The organism is Kribbella sp. NPDC049174, from assembly GCF_043197365.1.
In the GTDB taxonomy this organism is placed as follows: Bacteria; Actinomycetota; Actinomycetes; order Propionibacteriales; family Kribbellaceae; genus Kribbella.
This window is the reverse complement of record NZ_JBICSZ010000001.1, coordinates 1,316,246-1,332,765: the sequence shown is the minus strand read 5'-3', so window position 1 is coordinate 1,332,765 and position 16,520 is coordinate 1,316,246. Positions and strand designations below refer to the sequence as shown.

At 68.0% G+C, this 16,520-nt stretch carries 18 protein-coding genes; 9 read left to right on the top strand and 9 right to left on the bottom strand.

All coding sequences use genetic code 11. From position 1 onward, the window contains the following. Positions 1-35: 35 nt before the first annotated feature. A complete protein-coding gene (gene def, locus ACGFIF_RS06140) occupies positions 36-641 on the top strand; it encodes a peptide deformylase (RefSeq protein WP_393151984.1) in 606 nt (201 codons plus the stop codon). A 10-nt stretch (positions 642-651) separates the two neighbouring features. On the opposite strand, the gene ACGFIF_RS06135 is transcribed toward def, so the two are convergent. Genes ACGFIF_RS06135 through cobT form a run of 4 tightly spaced genes read right to left on the bottom strand, consistent with a single transcriptional unit; the run spans position 652 to position 4,400 of the window. After that, on the bottom strand, positions 652-1,206 hold the full coding sequence (locus tag ACGFIF_RS06135) for an AAA family ATPase (RefSeq protein WP_393151982.1): 555 nt from the start codon (positions 1,204-1,206) through the stop codon (positions 652-654). A gap of 55 nt (positions 1,207-1,261) precedes the next feature. Then, the gene (locus tag ACGFIF_RS06130) at positions 1,262-2,068 is read right to left on the bottom strand and encodes a TrmH family RNA methyltransferase (RefSeq protein ID WP_393151980.1); all 807 of its coding nucleotides are present in this window, start codon (positions 2,066-2,068) and stop codon (positions 1,262-1,264) included. Next, entirely contained in the window at positions 2,065-3,324 is a 1,260-nt protein-coding gene (cobA, locus tag ACGFIF_RS06125) for a uroporphyrinogen-III C-methyltransferase (RefSeq protein WP_393151978.1), read from the bottom strand. The genes ACGFIF_RS06130 and cobA overlap by 4 nt, the downstream gene beginning before the upstream one ends. Continuing rightward, positions 3,321-4,400, bottom strand: coding sequence for a nicotinate-nucleotide--dimethylbenzimidazole phosphoribosyltransferase (cobT, locus tag ACGFIF_RS06120; RefSeq protein WP_393151976.1), 1,080 nt, complete (start codon positions 4,398-4,400; stop codon positions 3,321-3,323). Before cobT ends, cobA begins: the two co-directional genes overlap by 4 nt. 88 nt (positions 4,401-4,488) lie before the next feature. Between cobT and ACGFIF_RS06115 the strand changes: the two genes are divergently transcribed. Continuing rightward, positions 4,489-5,019, top strand: a complete 531-nt coding sequence (locus tag ACGFIF_RS06115) for a YbhB/YbcL family Raf kinase inhibitor-like protein (RefSeq protein ID WP_393151974.1) — start codon at positions 4,489-4,491, stop codon at positions 5,017-5,019. A gap of 216 nt (positions 5,020-5,235) precedes the next feature. Here ACGFIF_RS06115 and ACGFIF_RS06110 read toward each other — a convergent pair whose 3' ends face one another. Together ACGFIF_RS06110 and ACGFIF_RS06105 are read right to left on the bottom strand one after the other, a co-directional pair. Then, a complete protein-coding gene (locus ACGFIF_RS06110) occupies positions 5,236-6,093 on the bottom strand; it encodes a hypothetical protein (protein ID WP_393151972.1) in 858 nt (285 codons plus the stop codon). A 54-nt stretch (positions 6,094-6,147) separates the two neighbouring features. Beyond that, positions 6,148-6,537 (bottom strand): hypothetical protein, encoded by a 390-nt coding sequence (locus ACGFIF_RS06105; protein ID WP_393151970.1) that lies wholly within the window; start codon positions 6,535-6,537, stop codon positions 6,148-6,150. Positions 6,538-6,694: 157 nt separating this feature from the next. On the opposite strand from ACGFIF_RS06105, the gene ACGFIF_RS06100 reads away from it, so the two are divergent. Continuing rightward, positions 6,695-9,436 carry a helix-turn-helix transcriptional regulator gene (locus tag ACGFIF_RS06100; RefSeq protein WP_393151968.1) on the top strand — a complete coding sequence of 914 codons (2,742 nt, stop codon included), beginning with the start codon at positions 6,695-6,697 and terminating at the stop codon, positions 9,434-9,436. Positions 9,437-9,454: 18 nt separating this feature from the next. On the opposite strand, the gene ACGFIF_RS06095 is transcribed toward ACGFIF_RS06100, so the two are convergent. Next, positions 9,455-10,576 (bottom strand): MFS transporter, encoded by a 1,122-nt coding sequence (locus tag ACGFIF_RS06095; protein ID WP_393153653.1) that lies wholly within the window; start codon positions 10,574-10,576, stop codon positions 9,455-9,457. 202 nt (positions 10,577-10,778) lie between these two features. Here ACGFIF_RS06095 and ACGFIF_RS06090 point away from each other — a divergent pair, with 202 nt between their 5' ends. Both ACGFIF_RS06090 and ACGFIF_RS06085 read left to right on the top strand, forming a co-directional pair. Continuing rightward, positions 10,779-11,177, top strand: coding sequence for a YybH family protein (locus ACGFIF_RS06090; protein WP_393151966.1), 399 nt, complete (start codon positions 10,779-10,781; stop codon positions 11,175-11,177). A 172-nt stretch (positions 11,178-11,349) separates the two neighbouring features. Continuing rightward, positions 11,350-11,943, top strand: coding sequence for a class I SAM-dependent methyltransferase (locus tag ACGFIF_RS06085; protein WP_393151964.1), 594 nt, complete (start codon positions 11,350-11,352; stop codon positions 11,941-11,943). Positions 11,944-11,962: 19 nt separating this feature from the next. On the opposite strand, the gene ACGFIF_RS06080 is transcribed toward ACGFIF_RS06085, so the two are convergent. Together ACGFIF_RS06080 and ACGFIF_RS06075 are read right to left on the bottom strand one after the other, a co-directional pair. After that, positions 11,963-13,495, bottom strand: coding sequence for an MFS transporter (locus tag ACGFIF_RS06080; protein WP_393151962.1), 1,533 nt, complete (start codon positions 13,493-13,495; stop codon positions 11,963-11,965). Between the two features lie 105 nt (positions 13,496-13,600). Next, entirely contained in the window at positions 13,601-14,266 is a 666-nt protein-coding gene (locus ACGFIF_RS06075) for an SAM-dependent methyltransferase (protein ID WP_393151960.1), read from the bottom strand. 94 nt (positions 14,267-14,360) lie between these two features. Here ACGFIF_RS06075 and ACGFIF_RS06070 point away from each other — a divergent pair, with 94 nt between their 5' ends. The 4 genes from ACGFIF_RS06070 to ACGFIF_RS06055 all read left to right on the top strand — a co-directional run bounded on the left by ACGFIF_RS06070 (position 14,361) and on the right by ACGFIF_RS06055 (position 16,514). Then, positions 14,361-14,960: a helix-turn-helix domain-containing protein gene (locus tag ACGFIF_RS06070; RefSeq protein ID WP_393151958.1), complete on the top strand. Its 600-nt coding sequence runs from the start codon at positions 14,361-14,363 to the stop codon at positions 14,958-14,960. Between the two features lie 259 nt (positions 14,961-15,219). Beyond that, on the top strand, positions 15,220-15,486 hold the full coding sequence (locus tag ACGFIF_RS06065) for a hypothetical protein (protein ID WP_393153651.1): 267 nt from the start codon (positions 15,220-15,222) through the stop codon (positions 15,484-15,486). A 100-nt stretch (positions 15,487-15,586) separates the two neighbouring features. Then, a complete protein-coding gene (locus ACGFIF_RS06060) occupies positions 15,587-16,249 on the top strand; it encodes an IS5 family transposase (RefSeq protein ID WP_393151956.1) in 663 nt (220 codons plus the stop codon). After that, the gene (locus tag ACGFIF_RS06055; RefSeq protein WP_393153649.1) at positions 16,209-16,514 is read left to right on the top strand and encodes a hypothetical protein; all 306 of its coding nucleotides are present in this window, start codon (positions 16,209-16,211) and stop codon (positions 16,512-16,514) included. The genes ACGFIF_RS06060 and ACGFIF_RS06055 overlap by 41 nt, the downstream gene beginning before the upstream one ends. Positions 16,515-16,520: the final 6 nt, after the last annotated feature.

Below are 16,520 nucleotides of genomic sequence, written 5' to 3'. Positions count from 1 at the left end.
TTCGGACGCAACCCGGTCTGGGTAGGATTTCCGCCATGTCTACGTTGCCTGCGAACGGTTCGGTGCTGCCCATCACCCGCTGGGGTGAGGACGTCATGCACCGGGTCAACAAGCCTGTGACCGAGTTCGGGGACGAGCTGCAGAAGCTGGTCGCGGACATGGTCGCGACGATGAACGCGGCCGAGGGTGTCGGCCTGGCCGCGAACCAGGTCGGCGTGGATCTGCAGCTGTTCGTGTTCGACTGCCCGGACAAGGACGGCAACCGGGTCCAGGGCGTCGTCTGCAACCCGGTGATCGATCTCCCGGAGGGCAAGGAGCGCCGTCTCGACGAGGGCGACGAGGGCTGCCTGTCGCTGCCCGGGGCGTTCACCAAGTGCGCTCGTCCGGACTTCGCCCGGGTCACCGGCGTCGACCAGCACGGCAAGCCGGTCACCTACGAGGGCGACGGCCTGCTGGCGCGCTGCCTGCAGCACGAGACCGACCACACCCAGGGCACGGTCTTCGGCGATCGGCTCTCCCGCAAGTACCGCAAGCGCCTCTTCGCCGAGGCCGAGGAGTTGGCCCCCGACTACCCGTCCGACTGGCCCGTCTCCCCGATGGTCGACCACGAGGACCACCACGAGGAGACTCCAGCCACCTGAGGGTGCTGTCCTACCAGCGGGCCTTCGGCAGGTCCGCGAGGATCGCCTCGACCGACTCCTCCGGGGTCTGATCGGTCGTGTCGAGCCAGAGGCCTCGGCGTGGCGTGTTGTCGACGTACGTCTGAAAGGCTCGAACGGCATCGGTCAGGCTGTCGGACGAGCCCTGCCAGTCGCGGTAGGCATTGTTGCCGCCGCGCGCCAGTTCACGTTGTACGACGACCTCGACAGACGGCGTCAGCATGACCAGGTAGGGGTCAACGCCGTGGAGCCTGCCGAACCAGCGCTCGACGTCGTGCTCGAAGATGTTGTCACTGCAGACGAAGTCGAACCCGGCATCGGCGTAGTGCTGGGCGATCAGAGCCGAGGCGTCGTACCTGAGCTGCAACTGACGCACGGCCTCCGGTGACGGGTCAGGCGTCATGATCTCGGCGCCGGCGACGACCCCGCGGTAGAACACATCACCGTCCAGAGTCGCCGCGGGCGGCCCCAACCGACTGGCCAGCAACGGCGCGACCGTCGACTTCCCCGCAGCCTGCATCCCGGTAACGAGCACTACCTTCGGCATGCCCCCATCACATCACCCACGTCCACCGGTTTTCGCGTTCCAGACGCTCGGCTTGTCAGCGGGTCGCGTAGAACGCGACTGCTGCCGAGGATGCCACGTTGAGGGAGTCGACGCCCCCTGCCATTGGGATGCGTACGGTCAGGTCCGCCTTTTCGAGCACGTGCGGCTTGAGGCCGTGCCCTTCCGTGCCGAAGATCAGCGCCAGCCGATCGTCTCGCCGCGCGGCCAGGTCGTCGAGCGTGATCGAGTCGTCGGTGAGCGCGAACGCCGCCGCGACGAAGCCCTGCTCCTGCAGGGTTTCGAGATCGCCCGGCCATGCCTTGAGGCGGGTCCACGGCACCTGGAACACGGTGCCCATCGACACCTTGATCGACCGCCGGTACAGCGGATCCGCGCAGGTCGGCGTCACCAGGACCAGCTCGACCCCCATCGCCGCGGCCGCCCGGAACCCGGCCCCGACATTGGTGTGATCCACGATGTCGTCGAAGATCGCGACCCGCCGGACATCGTGCTTGAGCAGCGTCGCCAGCGGGACCGCCGGTAGACGCTTGTACGACGCCAACGCGCCGCGGTGCACGTGGAAACCGGTGACCTGCTCGGCCAGTTCCTCCGACACGACGTACACGGGCGCGTCGGGCCACTTCTCAAGGACGTCAGCCAGCGAGTCCAGCCAGCGCGGCGCGAGCAGGAACGACCGTGGTTCGTAGCCGGCGTCCGCGGCCCGGCGGATCACTTTGTCGCCCTCGGCAATGAACAGCCCGTGCTCCTCCTCCAGGAGGCGGCGCAGGTTCACCTCCCGCAGCTGCACATAGTCCGCCAACCGCTGATCGGCCGGATCGTCCAGCGCGACGAGCGGGCTCACGTCGCCCCAGGCCGGGCGCCGCCGCCTTCCGCCGCAACGCCCGCCGCGCCCCGGACCTGTGCCGCGACCTCCACCACGTTGCCGATGACAACGATCGCGGGAGCGCCGACACCATCGTCCTTCATAGCTGCAGCGATTCCGGCCAGGTCGGAGCTCACCATCCGCTGGCCCGGAAGGGTGCCGTCGGCAATGGCCGCCGCCGGCGTGGTGGCGGGTCGCCCGGCGGCGATCAGTCGCTCGGTGATCGCGGGCAGGTTCTCGACCGCCATCAGCAGCACCAGCGTGCCGGACAGTTGCGCCAGCGCATCCCAGTTGATCAGCGAATCCGGATGCGACGGCGGGATGTGCCCGGACACGACGGTGAACTCGTGCGTCACGCCGCGATGCGTCACCGGGATCCCGGACACCGCCGGCACCGAGATCGAGCTGGTGATCCCCGGCACGACCGTCCACGGTACGCCGGCCTCCGCGCAGGCCAGCGCCTCCTCGAAGCCGCGGCCGAACACGTACGGGTCGCCGCCCTTCAGCCGGACCACGACCTTCCCCTGCCGACCGCGGTCGACCAGGATCCGGTTGATCTCCTCCTGCTGGGCCGCGCGACCCCTCGGCAGCTTGGCCGCGTCGAAGAGCTCCACGTCAGGGTGCAACTCGTCGAGCAACTGCTGCGGCGCGAGGCGGTCCGCCACGACCACGTCGGCCTCGGCGAGCAGCCGCCGACCGCGGACGGTGATCAGGTCCGGATCGCCCGGTCCCCCGCCGACGAGGTAGACGCCTGGGTGCTTGTCGACGTCGCGCGCGGCCAGTGCACCAGTGCGCAGCTCTTCCAGGATCGCGTCCCGAACCGCCGCTGAACGACGGTGGTCGCCGCCGCCGAGGACGCCGATCGTCACGTTGTCGTGCTGCCCCGACGCCGGCGTCCACGCCGTTGCGCGGGAGCGGTCGTCGGACCGGACGCAGAAGACGCGCTTCTCCTCGGCTTCCTGCGACACCTGGTCGTTGACTGCGGCGTCGTCGGTGGCCACGACGACGTACCAGGCGCCGTCCAGGTCGCCGTACTGATAGCCGCGTTCGATCCAGTTCAGCGACGGGTTGGAGAGGAGACCCTCGATGGTCGGGGTGATCGACGGCGAGATCAGGTCGATCCGCGCGCCGGACTCGAGGAGTCGCGGCAGCCGCCGCTGGGCGACTCCCCCGCCACCGACCACGACCACGCGGCGTCCCTCGAGCACCAGGCCGGACAGGTACTGACTCGTCACGAGCTGATCCCCGCGGACTCGAAGGTGGCCATCTCGCCGAGTGCCCGCACCGCGCAGGTGAGGATCGGATACGCCAGTACGGCGCCGGTCCCCTCGCCCAGCCGCAGGTCCAGATCGACCAGCGGCTGCAGGCCAAGTGTCTTCAGCGCGACCGCATGACCTGGCTCCGCCGATCGATGCCCGGCGACGCAGTAGTCGATCACCTTCGGGTGGAACGCCTGCGCGACGAGGGCCGCGGCGCCCGCGATCACCCCGTCCAGGACGACCGGCACCTTGTTGGCCGCGCCGCCGAGGATGTAGCCGGCCAGGGCCGCGTGTTCGAGGCCGCCGTACGCCTGGAGCGCTTTCAACGGATCCGTCGCCGGTACGTCGTGCAGCGCGAGGGCCGCCTTGATCACCTTCGTCTTGTGGGCGAGCGTGGCGTCGTCGATGCCGGTGCCGCGACCGGTGACCGCCTCCGCGGTCGAGCCGGTGAAGGTCGCGATGAGCGCGGCTGACGCGGTCGTGTTCGCGATGCCCATGTCGCCGGTGAGCAGGCAGCGGTAGCCGTCCTTGACCAGCGTGTCCGCGAGGTCGAAGCCGACCGCGATCGCTGCCCGTGCCTCGTCCTCGGTCAGAGCCGGCTCGGTGGACAGATCGCGCGTGCCGGCGCGGACCTTCGCGTGGACTATGTCCAGTTGATCGACATCGGTCGCCACGCCGACGTCTACCACGCGCACGTCGACCCGGTTGTTGGCCGCGAACGCGTTCACCGCGGCACCGCCGGCGGCGAAGTTCGCCAGCATCGCGGCGGTCACTTCCTGCGGCCAGGGCGACACACCCTGTGCGTGAACGCCATGATCGGCGGCGAAAACCGTCACCACTGCGGGCGCCGGGACTGCAGGCGGGCAGCTGCCGACCATCCCGGCGACGCGGACCGACAGGTCCTCCAGAACGCCGAGGGAACCGGCCGGTTTCGTCAACGCGAGCTGCCGCTCCGTGGCCGCCCGCATCGCCGCCTCGTCCGCCGGGCCGATCCGGGCCAGGTACTCCTCCACCGCACGTCCTCCACTCGTCGTGTGGTCCGATCTTCGCATCCCCGAGAGGGTGCCCCGAGACGTAACGGTGTGATGTGGACAGTAATGTCGGAATCACCACACGTCGCGAGATCCCGGAGGCTCACAGATGTCCCTCGATCGGCCCGTCACACCGGACCCGTACGAACTCCTCCCGAAGGCCGGTACCTTCACCGTCACCAGCACCGACGTGGCTGACGCCGAGCCCCTGCCGGACGACCACGCCTTCGCCGGCGGCAACACGTCGCCGCAGCTGAGCTGGTCCGGGTTCCCCGAGGAGACCAAGGCCTTCGTGGTCACCTGCTTCGACCCGGACGCCCCGATCGTGTCCGGCTTCTGGCACTGGGTCCTGGTCAACCTGCCCGCGACCGTCACGTCGCTGGAGACCGGCGCAGGCACCACCGAGCGCCTCGAGAACGGCGCATTCCACGTCCGCAACGACTTCGGCACCAAGAACTTCGGCGGCGCCGCCCCGCCCGCAGGCGACCAGGTCCACCGCTACTACTTCGTCGTACACGCCATCGACGTGGAAGCCCTGGACGTCGACGCGGACGCCACCCCGGCCGTCGTCAGCTTCAACCTCGCCTTCCACACCCTGGCCCGAGCCATCATCACCCCCACCTACCAAATAGCTGAGTAACCTGGTCGACCCACGCGCCGCTACGCGCGCTCCTTCGTCGCGTGCTCGCCAGTCGCTCCCACCCACCCGGGCGCGTGCTGTCGCCCGCTTGATCGACTACCGACCGCGGAGTCGCCTGACCGTGATCCTCCGAGGCGACTCCGCACGGCCTACCACGTCAGTAACCACAGGACATTGCGCGGCCAGGACACCGCCTCCCGACTGTTGGTCGCCGGACTACTCCCCTTCGTCCACCGCAGCCCGCAGCGGAAACGTCCTTGCGCTTTCCCACAAGGTTTCGAATTGCCCGGCAAACAACCCGAACCACCGACCATCACGATCTGCTCGCAGACTGAAGGACGGATTGGCTTCTATGGTTCTGTGCTGATACACCTCGACATGAATTCTTCCGTGTCGCTGCCTGGCGTCGAGCAAGCACATTCCAAACGTGGGGACGAACGGGAGAACACGGAGTTCGAGAGCACCTTCGTTTCTGGCGGACGATGCAAGGATCCGAAGTAGATCGATCGTCGACGACAGCCGATGACGATAGAAATCCGGGCTGCTCGCTTTCTTGCTTCGAGCAACAGCCTCGGTCTGAGCGTCGCTGTCGACATCGATGAGGATGACCCGGACAGTCGCGCCCTCCCGCAGACGTTGATCCAAGACCGGAAGCAGATCCCGAACGGTCCTGGTCAGCGTGATGCCAACCAATCCGATATCGACAGCTGTTGCGGCCTCGCTATCGAGCGCTGGAAGACGAGGTGAGAGAAAGCGCTCGGCGGGGACATTGCCCGTCTCGCCCGAGGCCAGCCGATCCAATGCTGCCTTGACCTCGTCGACCTGGTGGCGGCTCGTGAGCGCGGACGACGCCATCACGGCGAGCACCGCAAGTGTGGCGGCTCCGATCACTCCTGCATCAACGACATTGAAAACACCAAGGACGGCCATGGCGACAGCCACAATGAACACGACATACAGATCGAGGTTGCGTCCGCGCTGCAGGTCGGCTCCCGCGAGCCGCAGCGTTGTCGGAAGTCGATTCGAATCTGTGCGTTCTCTGTTACCCGAGTCGGAGCGCGAGTCTGGCGGCATGACGTGACTCTGCCACAGAGCGCACCGAAGTTCCCGATGCTGCGCGTACGAACGTCAACTCGGGGCTATGCGTACGGGTGGCACCCGTTGGAAGGCGAGGACCAATGAGGCGACTACGACCCAGATCCCGCCGGCCAGGCCAATTCCCCCGGCCGGTCCGATCGGTATGAGCGCGACGGCCAGAACGACCGTGAACGCGAGGCTGAACCAGCAGAACGCCGCCCCGAGGAGCGCGGCACCGGTCCGGGCGTCGTTCGCGTACTGAGCGAAGCCGGCCGCAAGCTCCTCATTGGTCTGGCCCGGATTGAGCCCATGACCGCCTTGTCGGCGAGCGTTGTTCCGGCCCCGGCGAGGATGATCGATGCCGCACCCGCACAGTGCCGCGAATCGCTCCATTGGTTCGACTCGCTCGGTGTTGATGCGCACGCGAGTCTCATCGGACATGTCGCACCTCCAATGCCCCACCACGCGGCGTGCGACCGCAATGGCCAGTTTCCGCTTCTCCTGTGCAATTTCGGATGCCAGGTCTGACCTCCTCCTGGGCCCATTGCGGTACTGGTGGGTTCTGTTGCCGGGCAGGGGTTCGGGCTAGCCTCGGATGATGGGGATCGGTGGGCCGGTGCTCGAGCTTCGTGGGCGGCGTGCGGAGTGTGCTCGGCTGGATCAGGTTGTGGGCGGCGTGCGCTCCGGTGAGGGGCAGGTGCTGATCGTCCGTGGTGAGGCGGGGATCGGGAAGTCCGCCTTGCTCGAGTATCTGGTTGGACAGGCCGAAGGGTGCCGGGTCGCGCGGGCGGCTGGGGTCGAGTCGGAGATGGAGCTCCCGTTTGCCGGTCTGCACCAGTTGTGCGCTCCGATGCTGTCCTTCACCGACAACCTGCCGCGTCCGCAGCGCGACGCGCTGGCGGTTGCGTTCGGCCTCGAGTTCGGTGGTCCGCCGGACCGGTTCCTGGTCGGGGCTGCCACGTTGACGCTGTTGTCGGCGGTGTCCGACAGCCGCCCGCTGCTGTGTGTGATCGACGACGCGCAGTGGCTGGATCAAGCGTCGGCTCAGACGCTGACCTTCGTCGGGCGGCGGCTGTTCGCCGACCGGATCGGCGTGGTGTTCGCTGTCCGGGAGCCGGTGACCGGGCCCGAGTGGCGAGGCTTCCCGGAGCTGGCTGTTGGCGGCTTGGCCAACCGTGACGCGGTGGCGCTGCTCGACGCCGTCGTACCTGGGCGGCTGGATGAGCATGTTCGGGATCGGATCGTGTCGGAGACCAGGGGCAATCCGCTGGCCCTGCTGGAGCTGCCGCGGGGACTCACCGCAGGCGAACTGGCGGGCGGGTTCGAGCGACCGGAATCCCGGCCGCTGACGAGCCAGATCGAGCAGAACTTCGCCCGACGGGTTCAGGCGCTTCCACCGGACACCCAGCGATTGCTGCTGACCGCGGCCGCCGAACCAGTCGGCGACGTACCGCTGCTGCTCCGTGCGCTGGCCGTCCTCGATATTCCGGTGAGCGCGGCCGCACCCGCCGAGGCGGCCGGCCTGATCGACATCGGCGCGCAGGTCCGGTTCCGGCATCCGCTGGTACGGTCGGCGGCGAATCGCGCGGCGGATCCCGCCGACCGCCGGCGAGTCCATCAGGCCCTTGCGGACGCGATCGACCCGGCCCGCGATCCGGACCGCCGCGCCTGGCACCGCGCGTACGGAGCGGCCGGCCCGGACGAAGGCGTCGCCGCCGAACTCGTCGGTTCCGCCGATCGGGCCCAGCGCCGGGGCGGAATCGCGGCGACGGCGGCGTTCCTGCAACGGGCGACCGAACTCACCCCGGATCCGGCCACCCGCGCGATCCGGGCCTTGACGGCTGCCCAGGCGACGCTGCAGGCCGGCGACTTCGAGACTGCGTTGCGGCTGCTCCTCATCGCCGACGAAGGACCGGTGGATGCCCTGCACCAGGCGCGCGTGGATCTCGTCCGGGCGCAGGTCGCGTTCCTGTCCGGTCACAGCGTGGCGGCTCCACCGCTGCTCCTCGAGGCCGCCCGCCGGCTCGAACCACTCGACCTCGACCTCGCCCGCGACACGTACCTCGACACGCTGTCGGCCGGCGTGTTCGCCGGGCGGCTGGCCGGAAGTACCGGGCTGGCCGAAGTGGCCCGGGCGGCCCAGACCCTGCCCAAGCCCGACCTGAGCCGCAAGCGTGACCTCGTGCTGGAAGGCCTCGTCGCGATGTTCACCGACGGGTACCCGGCAGCGGTCGCGCCGGCCAGAGAAGCGGTACGGGCGTTCGCCGCCGAGAAGGGACCGCCGGACGCGGACGACGTGCGGTGGCTCGGGCATGCGTCACTCCTGGCGATCGACCTCTGGGACGACGAGAACTGGGAGGTGGTCACCGCGCGGAACGTCCACAGCGCCCGCGAGCGAGGCGAGCTCACCGAACTTCCGCACGTACTGAACCACCGGGCCATGCTGAACCTGTTCGCCGGCGAGATCTCCGTCGCCGCGTCGCTGGTCGCCGAGATCAGGACGATCAACGAAACGACCGGGGTCGGCCTGTTTCCGTACGGCGAGGTCTGCCTGGCGGCCTGGCGCGGCCGGCCCGACGAGGCCGCAACGCTGATCACCGTGAGCGGGGAGGATGCCCAGACCCGAGGCGAAGGTTGCGGGGTGACCGGCGCTCACTTCGCGAACGCCCTTCTCCACAACGGCCTCGCGCAGTACCAAGAGGCACTTGAATCGGCGCGCGCCGCGATCTCGTATCCGGTCGAGCTCAGCATGGCGAACTGGGCGCTGCCCGAGCTGGTCGAATCCGCCGCGCGCAGCGGCCGCGAGGACCTGGCGGCCGACGCCCTCGACCGGCTGAGCGAGATGGCGCACGCGTGTGGCACGGACTGGGGGCTTGGCGTGCTCGCGCGATCCACGGCGCTGCTGACGACAGCCCCGTCGGCGGCCGAATCGGCGTACCAGGAAGCCATCGAGCGACTCGGCCGGACGCGGATGCGGATGGAGCTCGCGCGTGCTCATCTGGTGTACGGCGAGTGGCTGCGTCGGGAGGGCCGGCGTCAGGACGCCCGCGAACAACTGCGGACGGCGTACAAGACGTTCACCACGTCCGGCGCCGACGCGTTCGCCGACCGGGCGGGCCACGAACTGGTGGCGACTGGTGAAGCGGTCGGCCAGCGGACCGACCGCGCTCACGACACGTTGACCGCGCAGGAGGCGCACATCGCCGAACTCGCCGGCGCAGGCCTGACCAACGCCGAGATCGGCGCGCAGATGTTCCTCAGCCAGCACACCGTCGAATGGCACCTCCGCAAGGTCTTCACGAAGCTGGGAATCACCTCCCGCAAACAACTCCGGCCTTGAGGGACGGCGTCGCGGCCCTCACCGTCCGCTGCGGCGGACCAGCAGGTACGCCGCGGCGCTCAGCGCGGTGGCGACGCATGCCCAGGTGACGTTGTCGTGCAGCACTACGGCGAGGCTCGCTGTGACCCCGGCGATCGACTGCGCGAGGAATCCGCACAGGGCCACGGCGTACGCTCCGTTGCCCTTCACGCTGGTCACCGCGACAGCCATGCTGCTGGGGAACAACGCCGCCTGTCCGAAGGTCGTGACGCAGTACAGGACGATGAAGACCGCCAGCGCTGCGACGAGCGGGATGCCGGGCAGCAGCCACAAGGTGACCAGCAAGAGGCCCGATCCGGTCATGACGAGCGCACCGACTCGCATCAGCCTGGCTGATCCCGCTGAAGCCGCCAGCCGATTCACCGTTATCGCACCCGCGAAATAGGACAGTCCGATCAAGAGTCCGACGTTGCCGTACCCGTCGACGCTCATGCCGAAGTGCTGCTGGAACACGAACGGCGCCACTTCCTGCAGCAGGACGATCGTGGCGAATCCGAGCCCGGCGGCGACAGTAGGCAAGAAGAATGCGGGGGTGGTCAGGATGCAGAGGTAGATGCGGCTTGTGCCGGCCAGTCTGTTCCGTCCTTGCCCGGTTGCCAGGGGCAGAGTCAGCGTGCCGAGCGCGCCGGCCGTTCCCACCACCGCCAGTACGACGAAACCCATCTGCCAGTGGGAGTACTTGCCGATCAACCCACCAAGGAACTGGCCTCCGCCGAGTGCCGCCACGAACGCGATCGACAGGACCGACAGCCTGCGGGCGAGTACTTCACCGTCGCCGAGATCCCGGACGAAGATTCTTGCGAGGATCGCCGCGCCACCCGCGCCGATGCCCTGGAGCGAACGCAGGATCAACAATCCCGCGGCCGACGTGTTCAGCGCCAACAGCACACTGGCGACGATGAAAAGGGCCAACGACGCAAACACGGCCGCCCGGCGGCCGTACCGTTCCGCGGCACGTCCCCAGAGCAGTACAGGAGCAGCCGCGGCGATGACGAACAGAGAGACGGACAAGGCTGCGTAGCTGCGCGAGATCCCCAGTTCGCGCTCGACGGCCGGCAGCGACGGGAGGTAGATCGTCGTAGCCATCTGAGTCATGAACACCAGCAAGCAGGCAACCAACACGGTCCGCCGCTCCGGCCCCGAACCTGCTTCCGGCACAACCCACACGCTACCTCGTCACACCGGCCGACCTCCTAGCGGTCTCAGCCGGGTCCCTCACAGTCGGGGGGGCTGCGTCGTCGTAAGCGGTATGAGCAGAGAATCACGCGTACAGACGACGTCGCTCGAGATTGAGGTTGGTGAGGTGTTGGACCGGCGGGTCGAGGCCTGCCGCGCGAAGGACATTGATCAGCTGATGTCGGTCTATTCGGACGACATCGTCTACTTCGATGTTGTGCCACCGCTGCAGTTCATCGGGACGGACGCGGTACGGCGAAACTTCGTGCGGTGGTTCGACGAGTACGACGGCCCGATCGGCCTGGAGACCCAGGATCTGAGTGTCGCGGTGAACGGGGATGTGGCGTTCGCCCACATGCTCCACCTGGACAGCGGAACCCGAAGGAACGGCCTGGAGCTCGCCGTCTGGGTGCACTCGACCGTCTGCCTCCGCCGGCTCGACGACCAGTGGCTGATCACCCACGAACACATCTCCATCCCCCACGACCCCAACGACTGGAGCGCAGTAGTCGACGCCAAACCCTGACCACGCACCGAAGCCGAGCGGCCGTCCGTCAACGGGGACGGCCGCTCGGGCTGCTGTCATCCGCACGATCCGGTGGCAGGATCGGGTGCGGAAAGGGGCCAACGTGGCAGAGCGATCGGGAACCCCGGCCGGCGATCCGTTGGGAGGGCGGCTCCCTACTAGTCATGAGCGGATGGCGGGGCGGCCGTGGGATGCGTCGTATCGGGATGGGCCCGCGCCTTGGGACTTTGGTGGGCCGCAGCCGGCGGTTGTGCGGGTGGCGGCTGGTGGTGGGTTCAGCGGGACGGTGCTGGATGCGGGGTGTGGGAGTGGGGAGAACGCGCTTCACCTCGCCTCGCTGGGGTTGCCGGTGTTGGGGGTTGATGTCGCTGAGACCGCGCTGGCGATGGCGCGAGAGAAGGCTGTTGAGCGTGGGCTCGAGGTCGAGTTTGCGCTGGCTGATGCGTTGCAGCTGGAGCGGTTGGGGCGGACGTTCGAGACGGTGCTCGACTGCGCGCTGTTCCACACCTTCGACGATGAAGAACGAGCTGGGTACGTGGCGAGTCTGGCTTCGGTCACCGAGCCTGGCGCAACCCTGTACGTGCTCTGCTTCAGCGACGACGGGCCTGACACCGGCCCGCACCCTGTCAGCCAGGAAGATCTGAGGAGAGCCTTCACCTCGACCGCCGGCTGGAACATCGTCACCATCGCCGCGGAGCGAGTCCGCACCAGATTCCACGACGCCAACGGCGCCCCAGCCTGGCTCGCAACCATCAAACGGTCCTAGGGACGTTCCGCGCACTCGGTCAAGGCCGGGGTCCGCGTACGACGACGTACAGAAACAGGACTGCCATCACGGCAACCCCAGCCCACATGGCCTGTTGCCAGCCGTCGACGAAGGATTCCTGAGCGGCTCGGACAAGCGCTTCCGCGTGCGCCCCGGCCCCGGGTGCGACTGCGATCGCGTTGGCGATGCCTTCGCGGGCAGTGTCGGCGGCGTACTGCGGGATCCCGGCGAGCTCCTTGTCGATGGCGCCGCGGTAGCCGGCGGACAGTACTGCGCCGAGCAGCGCGACACCTAGTGCGGTGCCGAACTCTCGCGTGACGTCGTTGAGCGCGGATGCGACGCCTTGGCGCTCACGCGGCAGCGCGCCGGTGATGGCCTCGGTGGACGGAGTCATCGACAAGCCCATCCCGAGTCCCATCGCGAGCATGCCGGGCAGGACAGAGAAGTAGCCACCGTCAGCGGAGACCAGCGTCGCCATGAGCACCAGGCCGACCCCGCCGAGAAGAATCCCGGACGCCATCGTCGAGCGACCCCCGATCCGCGCGGCCACCCGTGGAGCGAGGCCCGACGCGAACATCATCAACAGGGCCATCGGCATGAGCGCGAGAGTGGAGCGCAATCCGGACCAGCCGAGGACGGCCTGGAAGTACGGGAAGAGTACGACGAAGATCCCGGCCTGCACACCGAACACCGTCAGGAGCGAAACGGACCCGCCGGCCAGACCGCGCTTGCGGAACAGGCGAACGTCGAGAAGCGGGGCCGGCTGTCGCAGCTCCCACGCCACGAAGCCGATCGCACCGATGACACCGACAACGAGGCCCAGCAGGGTCAGTGGCGCGGTCCAACCTCGGCCCGGCCCCTCGTGAAGCGCGAGGACGAGCCCGATCACGGCCACCATCGACGCCAGCGAACCGACGACGTCGAACCTGTGCTCCGACTCCTCGCGCGAGTTGGGGACGGATCGCAGCGCGATGACGATGGCCACGACGACAAGCGCGACGGGCAGTACGAAGAGCCACCTCCAGCTCGCCAGATCGACCAGTACGGCGGACAGGTACATGCCCAGGATGCCTCCACCACCAGCGACACCGGTCCACACGCCGATCGCCCGCGAACGATGCTCGTCCGGGAACGCCGAGGTGATGACGGCAAGGGTGACCGGCATGATCATCGCCGCGCCAACGCCGCTGAGAAGCCGGGCAGCAAGCATCATCTCGGACGACGTCGCCAGGCCGGCCGCCGCACTGGCGACTCCGAACAGGACCAGGCCGGCCAGCAGCACTGGCTTCCGGCCCCACCGATCACCTGTCGCGCCGAGCGGAAGGAGCAGCGCGGCCAGGCTGATCGTGTAGATGTTGATGAACCACAAGACCTCGATCTGCGAGGCGTCGAACGTGACAGCAAGCTCCGGCTGCGCGACGTTCAGGCCGGACACCGACGCGATGACTGCCATCAGGGCAACGCAGACCGCGATCAGAATCGCTCGGCGTTGGCGTGGGTCATCGATGATCGGCTCAAGGGCGGCCGGCTGTGGCGTCGGGTTCGTACTCAAGGTGTTCCTTTCAAGATGGCAACGCGAATGGACACCTGGCGCAGGCGCCCGGTGGGCTGTCGGGGGTCGGTCGATGCGACCGGCAGTGAAGGACTCGCGGGGTGACTACCGGCGCCGGGCGGCGCGTACGACGACGTCGTACAGGGTCCGCTGTCCGGCGACCGTGCGGCGGCACTCTTCGGCGGTGACGACCTCCCACTTCGTGTCGGCCAATCGCGCCGTGATGGTCGCGGCGGTGGCCGACGCCTCAGTCGGAGGTTGGTGCCCGTGGCCCGTAGATCCAGGAGTGTGCAGATGCCCGACGATCAACAGCGTGCCGCCGGGTGCCACCCACTCGGCGATGCGGTCATAGAACTCCAGCTGCGGCATCTGCGGGTGCGCGTAGTGAGTCATGACCAGGTCGAACTGTCTGTCTGGGCTCCAGACGCTCAGATCCGCCTCGGCCAACCGCACCCGCTCGGAGACCCCGGCCGCCGCCGCACGCTCGGCCGCGCGGGCGAGGGCGCTGGGCGCGATATCGGCAGCAGTGACCTGCCAGCCGGTCGATGCGAGCCAGACCGCCTCTGCTCCCTCGCCACAACCGGCGTCGAGCGCGGTCCCTGGCGTCAAATCGTTGGTCTCACGAGCAACGTACGGGTTCGGCGTCGGCTCGCTCAGCGATCTGCCCGGCGGCGTGCTTGGTGCGCAGCTTGTCCTCCTCACTGTGGAAGGCCTGCTCTGCGCCTCCTGCCAGTGCCGCTCCCAATAGTCCTTGTCGAAATCGTGTCTCATCGATCGTGCTCCCTGCCTGCTCAGATTCAGTACCGATGGTCACGTTGGATCGGGCAGATCAGCAAAGTTTGTTGCCGAATGGCAAAATGAGGACATGGACGATGGTGTGAACCGCACCCTCGACGCTGTCGGCCCCAGGCTGAAGCACCTTCGCCTGCGTCGCGAGGTCACGCTCGCCGACCTCGCCGACGAAACCGGCATCTCGATCAGCACGCTGTCCCGGCTCGAGTCCGGGCTGCGGCGTCCGACGCTGGAGCAGCTACTACCGCTCGCACGCGCCTACGGCGTCACGATCGACGAACTGGTCGACGCGCCGCCCACCGGCAACCCCCGCATCAACCTGCGCCCCATCTCCCTGAGCGACGGGTCGATCATCCTGCCCCTGACCCGCAGGCCCGGCGGCATCCAGGCGTACAAGTTCGTCCTCCCGCCCGGCCGCGACGACACCGAACCCGACCTTCGCACCCACGAGGGCTACGACTGGGCCTACGTCCTCAACGGCAAACTCCGACTCGTCCTCGGAGACAAAGACCTCATCCTCGAACCCGGCGAGGCCGCCGAGTTCGACACCCGGACCCCACACTGGTTCGGCGCCACCAGCGCCGGCCCGGTCGAGTTCCTCAGCCTCATCGGCAAACAAGGCGAACGCACCCACGTCCGAGCCGCCCCAAAACCCAAACCAAGAGCCGACTAGGCCGTGTTGCTCAAGGGAGTTGGTGAGCCGGGCGCACCCCAGATTTCCGGCGTCGAGCGCGGTCTCACAGCATGGACCACGCCTGCCGCCTGCGACAGTGCGGCCGTGTCCATCTTGCTGCGTAAACTGTTTGGCTCGTGTTCCTGTCCGTGACGTCAACGCGCGCACTGACGGTTACCCGTTCGATCCGAAGGACTGAGCTGTGCCTGACCGACCTGAGATTGTGTGCATCTGCGGCTCTACCCGGTTCGTGGACGAGATGCGCGCGGCGAACCGCGACTTGACCTCTGCAGGCGTCATCGTCGTCGGGCCAGGCGTCTTCCTGCGCGCCGAGGATCACGAAGCAAACGAGTTGATCACCAACGAGCAGAAGACCGCGTTGGGCGCCCTCCACCTGCGCAAGATCGACCTGGCTGACCGCGTTCTGGTCGTCAACCCCGGCGGCTATATCGGCGAGTCCACGAGCAGGGAGATCGCATACGCCCGCGCCACCGGCAAGCCGATCTCGTTCACCGATCCCGTCTGACCAGTCGACGCTTCGTGGTGCGCGCGGGCAACGAGTCTCGGTCAGTCACCTAGCGTGTTGCTAGAGGGTCCTTGATGTCGTCGGGCGCAGCCTTGTGCTCGTGTCGCGTGACGTGGTCTCGGATAAGGCGTGGGCGGTGATCGGGCCGCTGTTCCCGGCGCCGAAGGCAACAGGCCGCCCTCCTGTGGACCGGCGCACGGTTGTCGAGGCCACGGCGTGGCGGTTCCGGACCGGGGCGCCGTGGCGGGACCTGCCCGAGCGGTTCGGGAACTGGAACACGATCTACAAGAACTTCGACCGGTGGTCGAAGACAGGGGTGTGGGCGCGTGCTCGAGCAGGTCCAGGCGATGGCCCACCAGGGCGGCGACATCGGCTGGATCGCGTCGATCGACTCCACGATCGTGCGCGTCCACCAGCACGGTGCGCCCCGCCCAGCGACACAGGGGCAGGAGCGAACTACAAGAAGTTTGGCGATGAGCCCGCTGATCACGCGATCGGACGCTCCCGCGGCGGGCTGACCACCAAGACGCACCTGCTCGCGGACGGCAAGGGGCGGGCGCTGGCGTTCATCCTGACTGGCGGTCAGGTCGCCGACACGACCATGCTGCCCGCAACACTCGACGAGATCCGCGTGACCGGCGCGTCCGGGCGGCCACGCCAGCGCACAGACCGCCTGCTCGCGGACACCCAAGGGCTACCCCTCGAAGACGAACCAGGCATGGCTGCGCGAGCGCGGCGTCGCCGCGCCGATCCCGGAACGTGACGACCAGATCGCCCACCGCCGCAAGCGGCCCGGGAGGCCGATCGACTTCGGTGACGAGCAGCGTGAGCGCTACCGGGGCCGCAACGTCATAGAGCGGTGCTTCAACAGGCTGAAACAGTGGCGTGGGCTCGCAATGCGATCAGACAAGACTGCCCGAAACCACCACTCCGGTCAGTGCCTCGCAGCCACACTCCACTGGGTCCAGACCTTAGCAACACGGCCTAACCCCGGACAGCTCAGCAACAGCCGTCGGAAGCGCGCCTAGCTATTC

Excerpts from the sequence above, each read along its gene's own strand:
- ACGFIF_RS06085 (WP_393151964.1), top strand. The coding sequence starts at position 11,350 with ATGGCGGGGCGGCCGTGGGATGCGTCGTATCGGGATGGGCCCGCGCCT.
- ACGFIF_RS06065 (WP_393153651.1), top strand. The coding sequence starts at position 15,220 with ATGCGCGCGGCGAACCGCGACTTGACCTCTGCAGGCGTCATCGTCGTC.
- cobT (WP_393151976.1), bottom strand. The coding sequence starts at position 4,400 with ATGCGAAGATCGGACCACACGACGAGTGGAGGACGTGCGGTGGAGGAG.
- ACGFIF_RS06115 (WP_393151974.1), top strand. The coding sequence starts at position 4,489 with ATGTCCCTCGATCGGCCCGTCACACCGGACCCGTACGAACTCCTCCCG.
- ACGFIF_RS06100 (WP_393151968.1), top strand. The coding sequence starts at position 6,695 with ATGGGGATCGGTGGGCCGGTGCTCGAGCTTCGTGGGCGGCGTGCGGAG.
- ACGFIF_RS06075 (WP_393151960.1), bottom strand. The coding sequence starts at position 14,266 with ATGAGACACGATTTCGACAAGGACTATTGGGAGCGGCACTGGCAGGAG.
- ACGFIF_RS06105 (WP_393151970.1), bottom strand. The coding sequence starts at position 6,537 with ATGTCCGATGAGACTCGCGTGCGCATCAACACCGAGCGAGTCGAACCA.
- ACGFIF_RS06110 (WP_393151972.1), bottom strand. The coding sequence starts at position 6,093 with ATGCCGCCAGACTCGCGCTCCGACTCGGGTAACAGAGAACGCACAGAT.
- ACGFIF_RS06070 (WP_393151958.1), top strand. The coding sequence starts at position 14,361 with ATGGACGATGGTGTGAACCGCACCCTCGACGCTGTCGGCCCCAGGCTG.
- def (WP_393151984.1), top strand. The coding sequence starts at position 36 with ATGTCTACGTTGCCTGCGAACGGTTCGGTGCTGCCCATCACCCGCTGG.
- ACGFIF_RS06135 (WP_393151982.1), bottom strand. The coding sequence starts at position 1,206 with ATGCCGAAGGTAGTGCTCGTTACCGGGATGCAGGCTGCGGGGAAGTCG.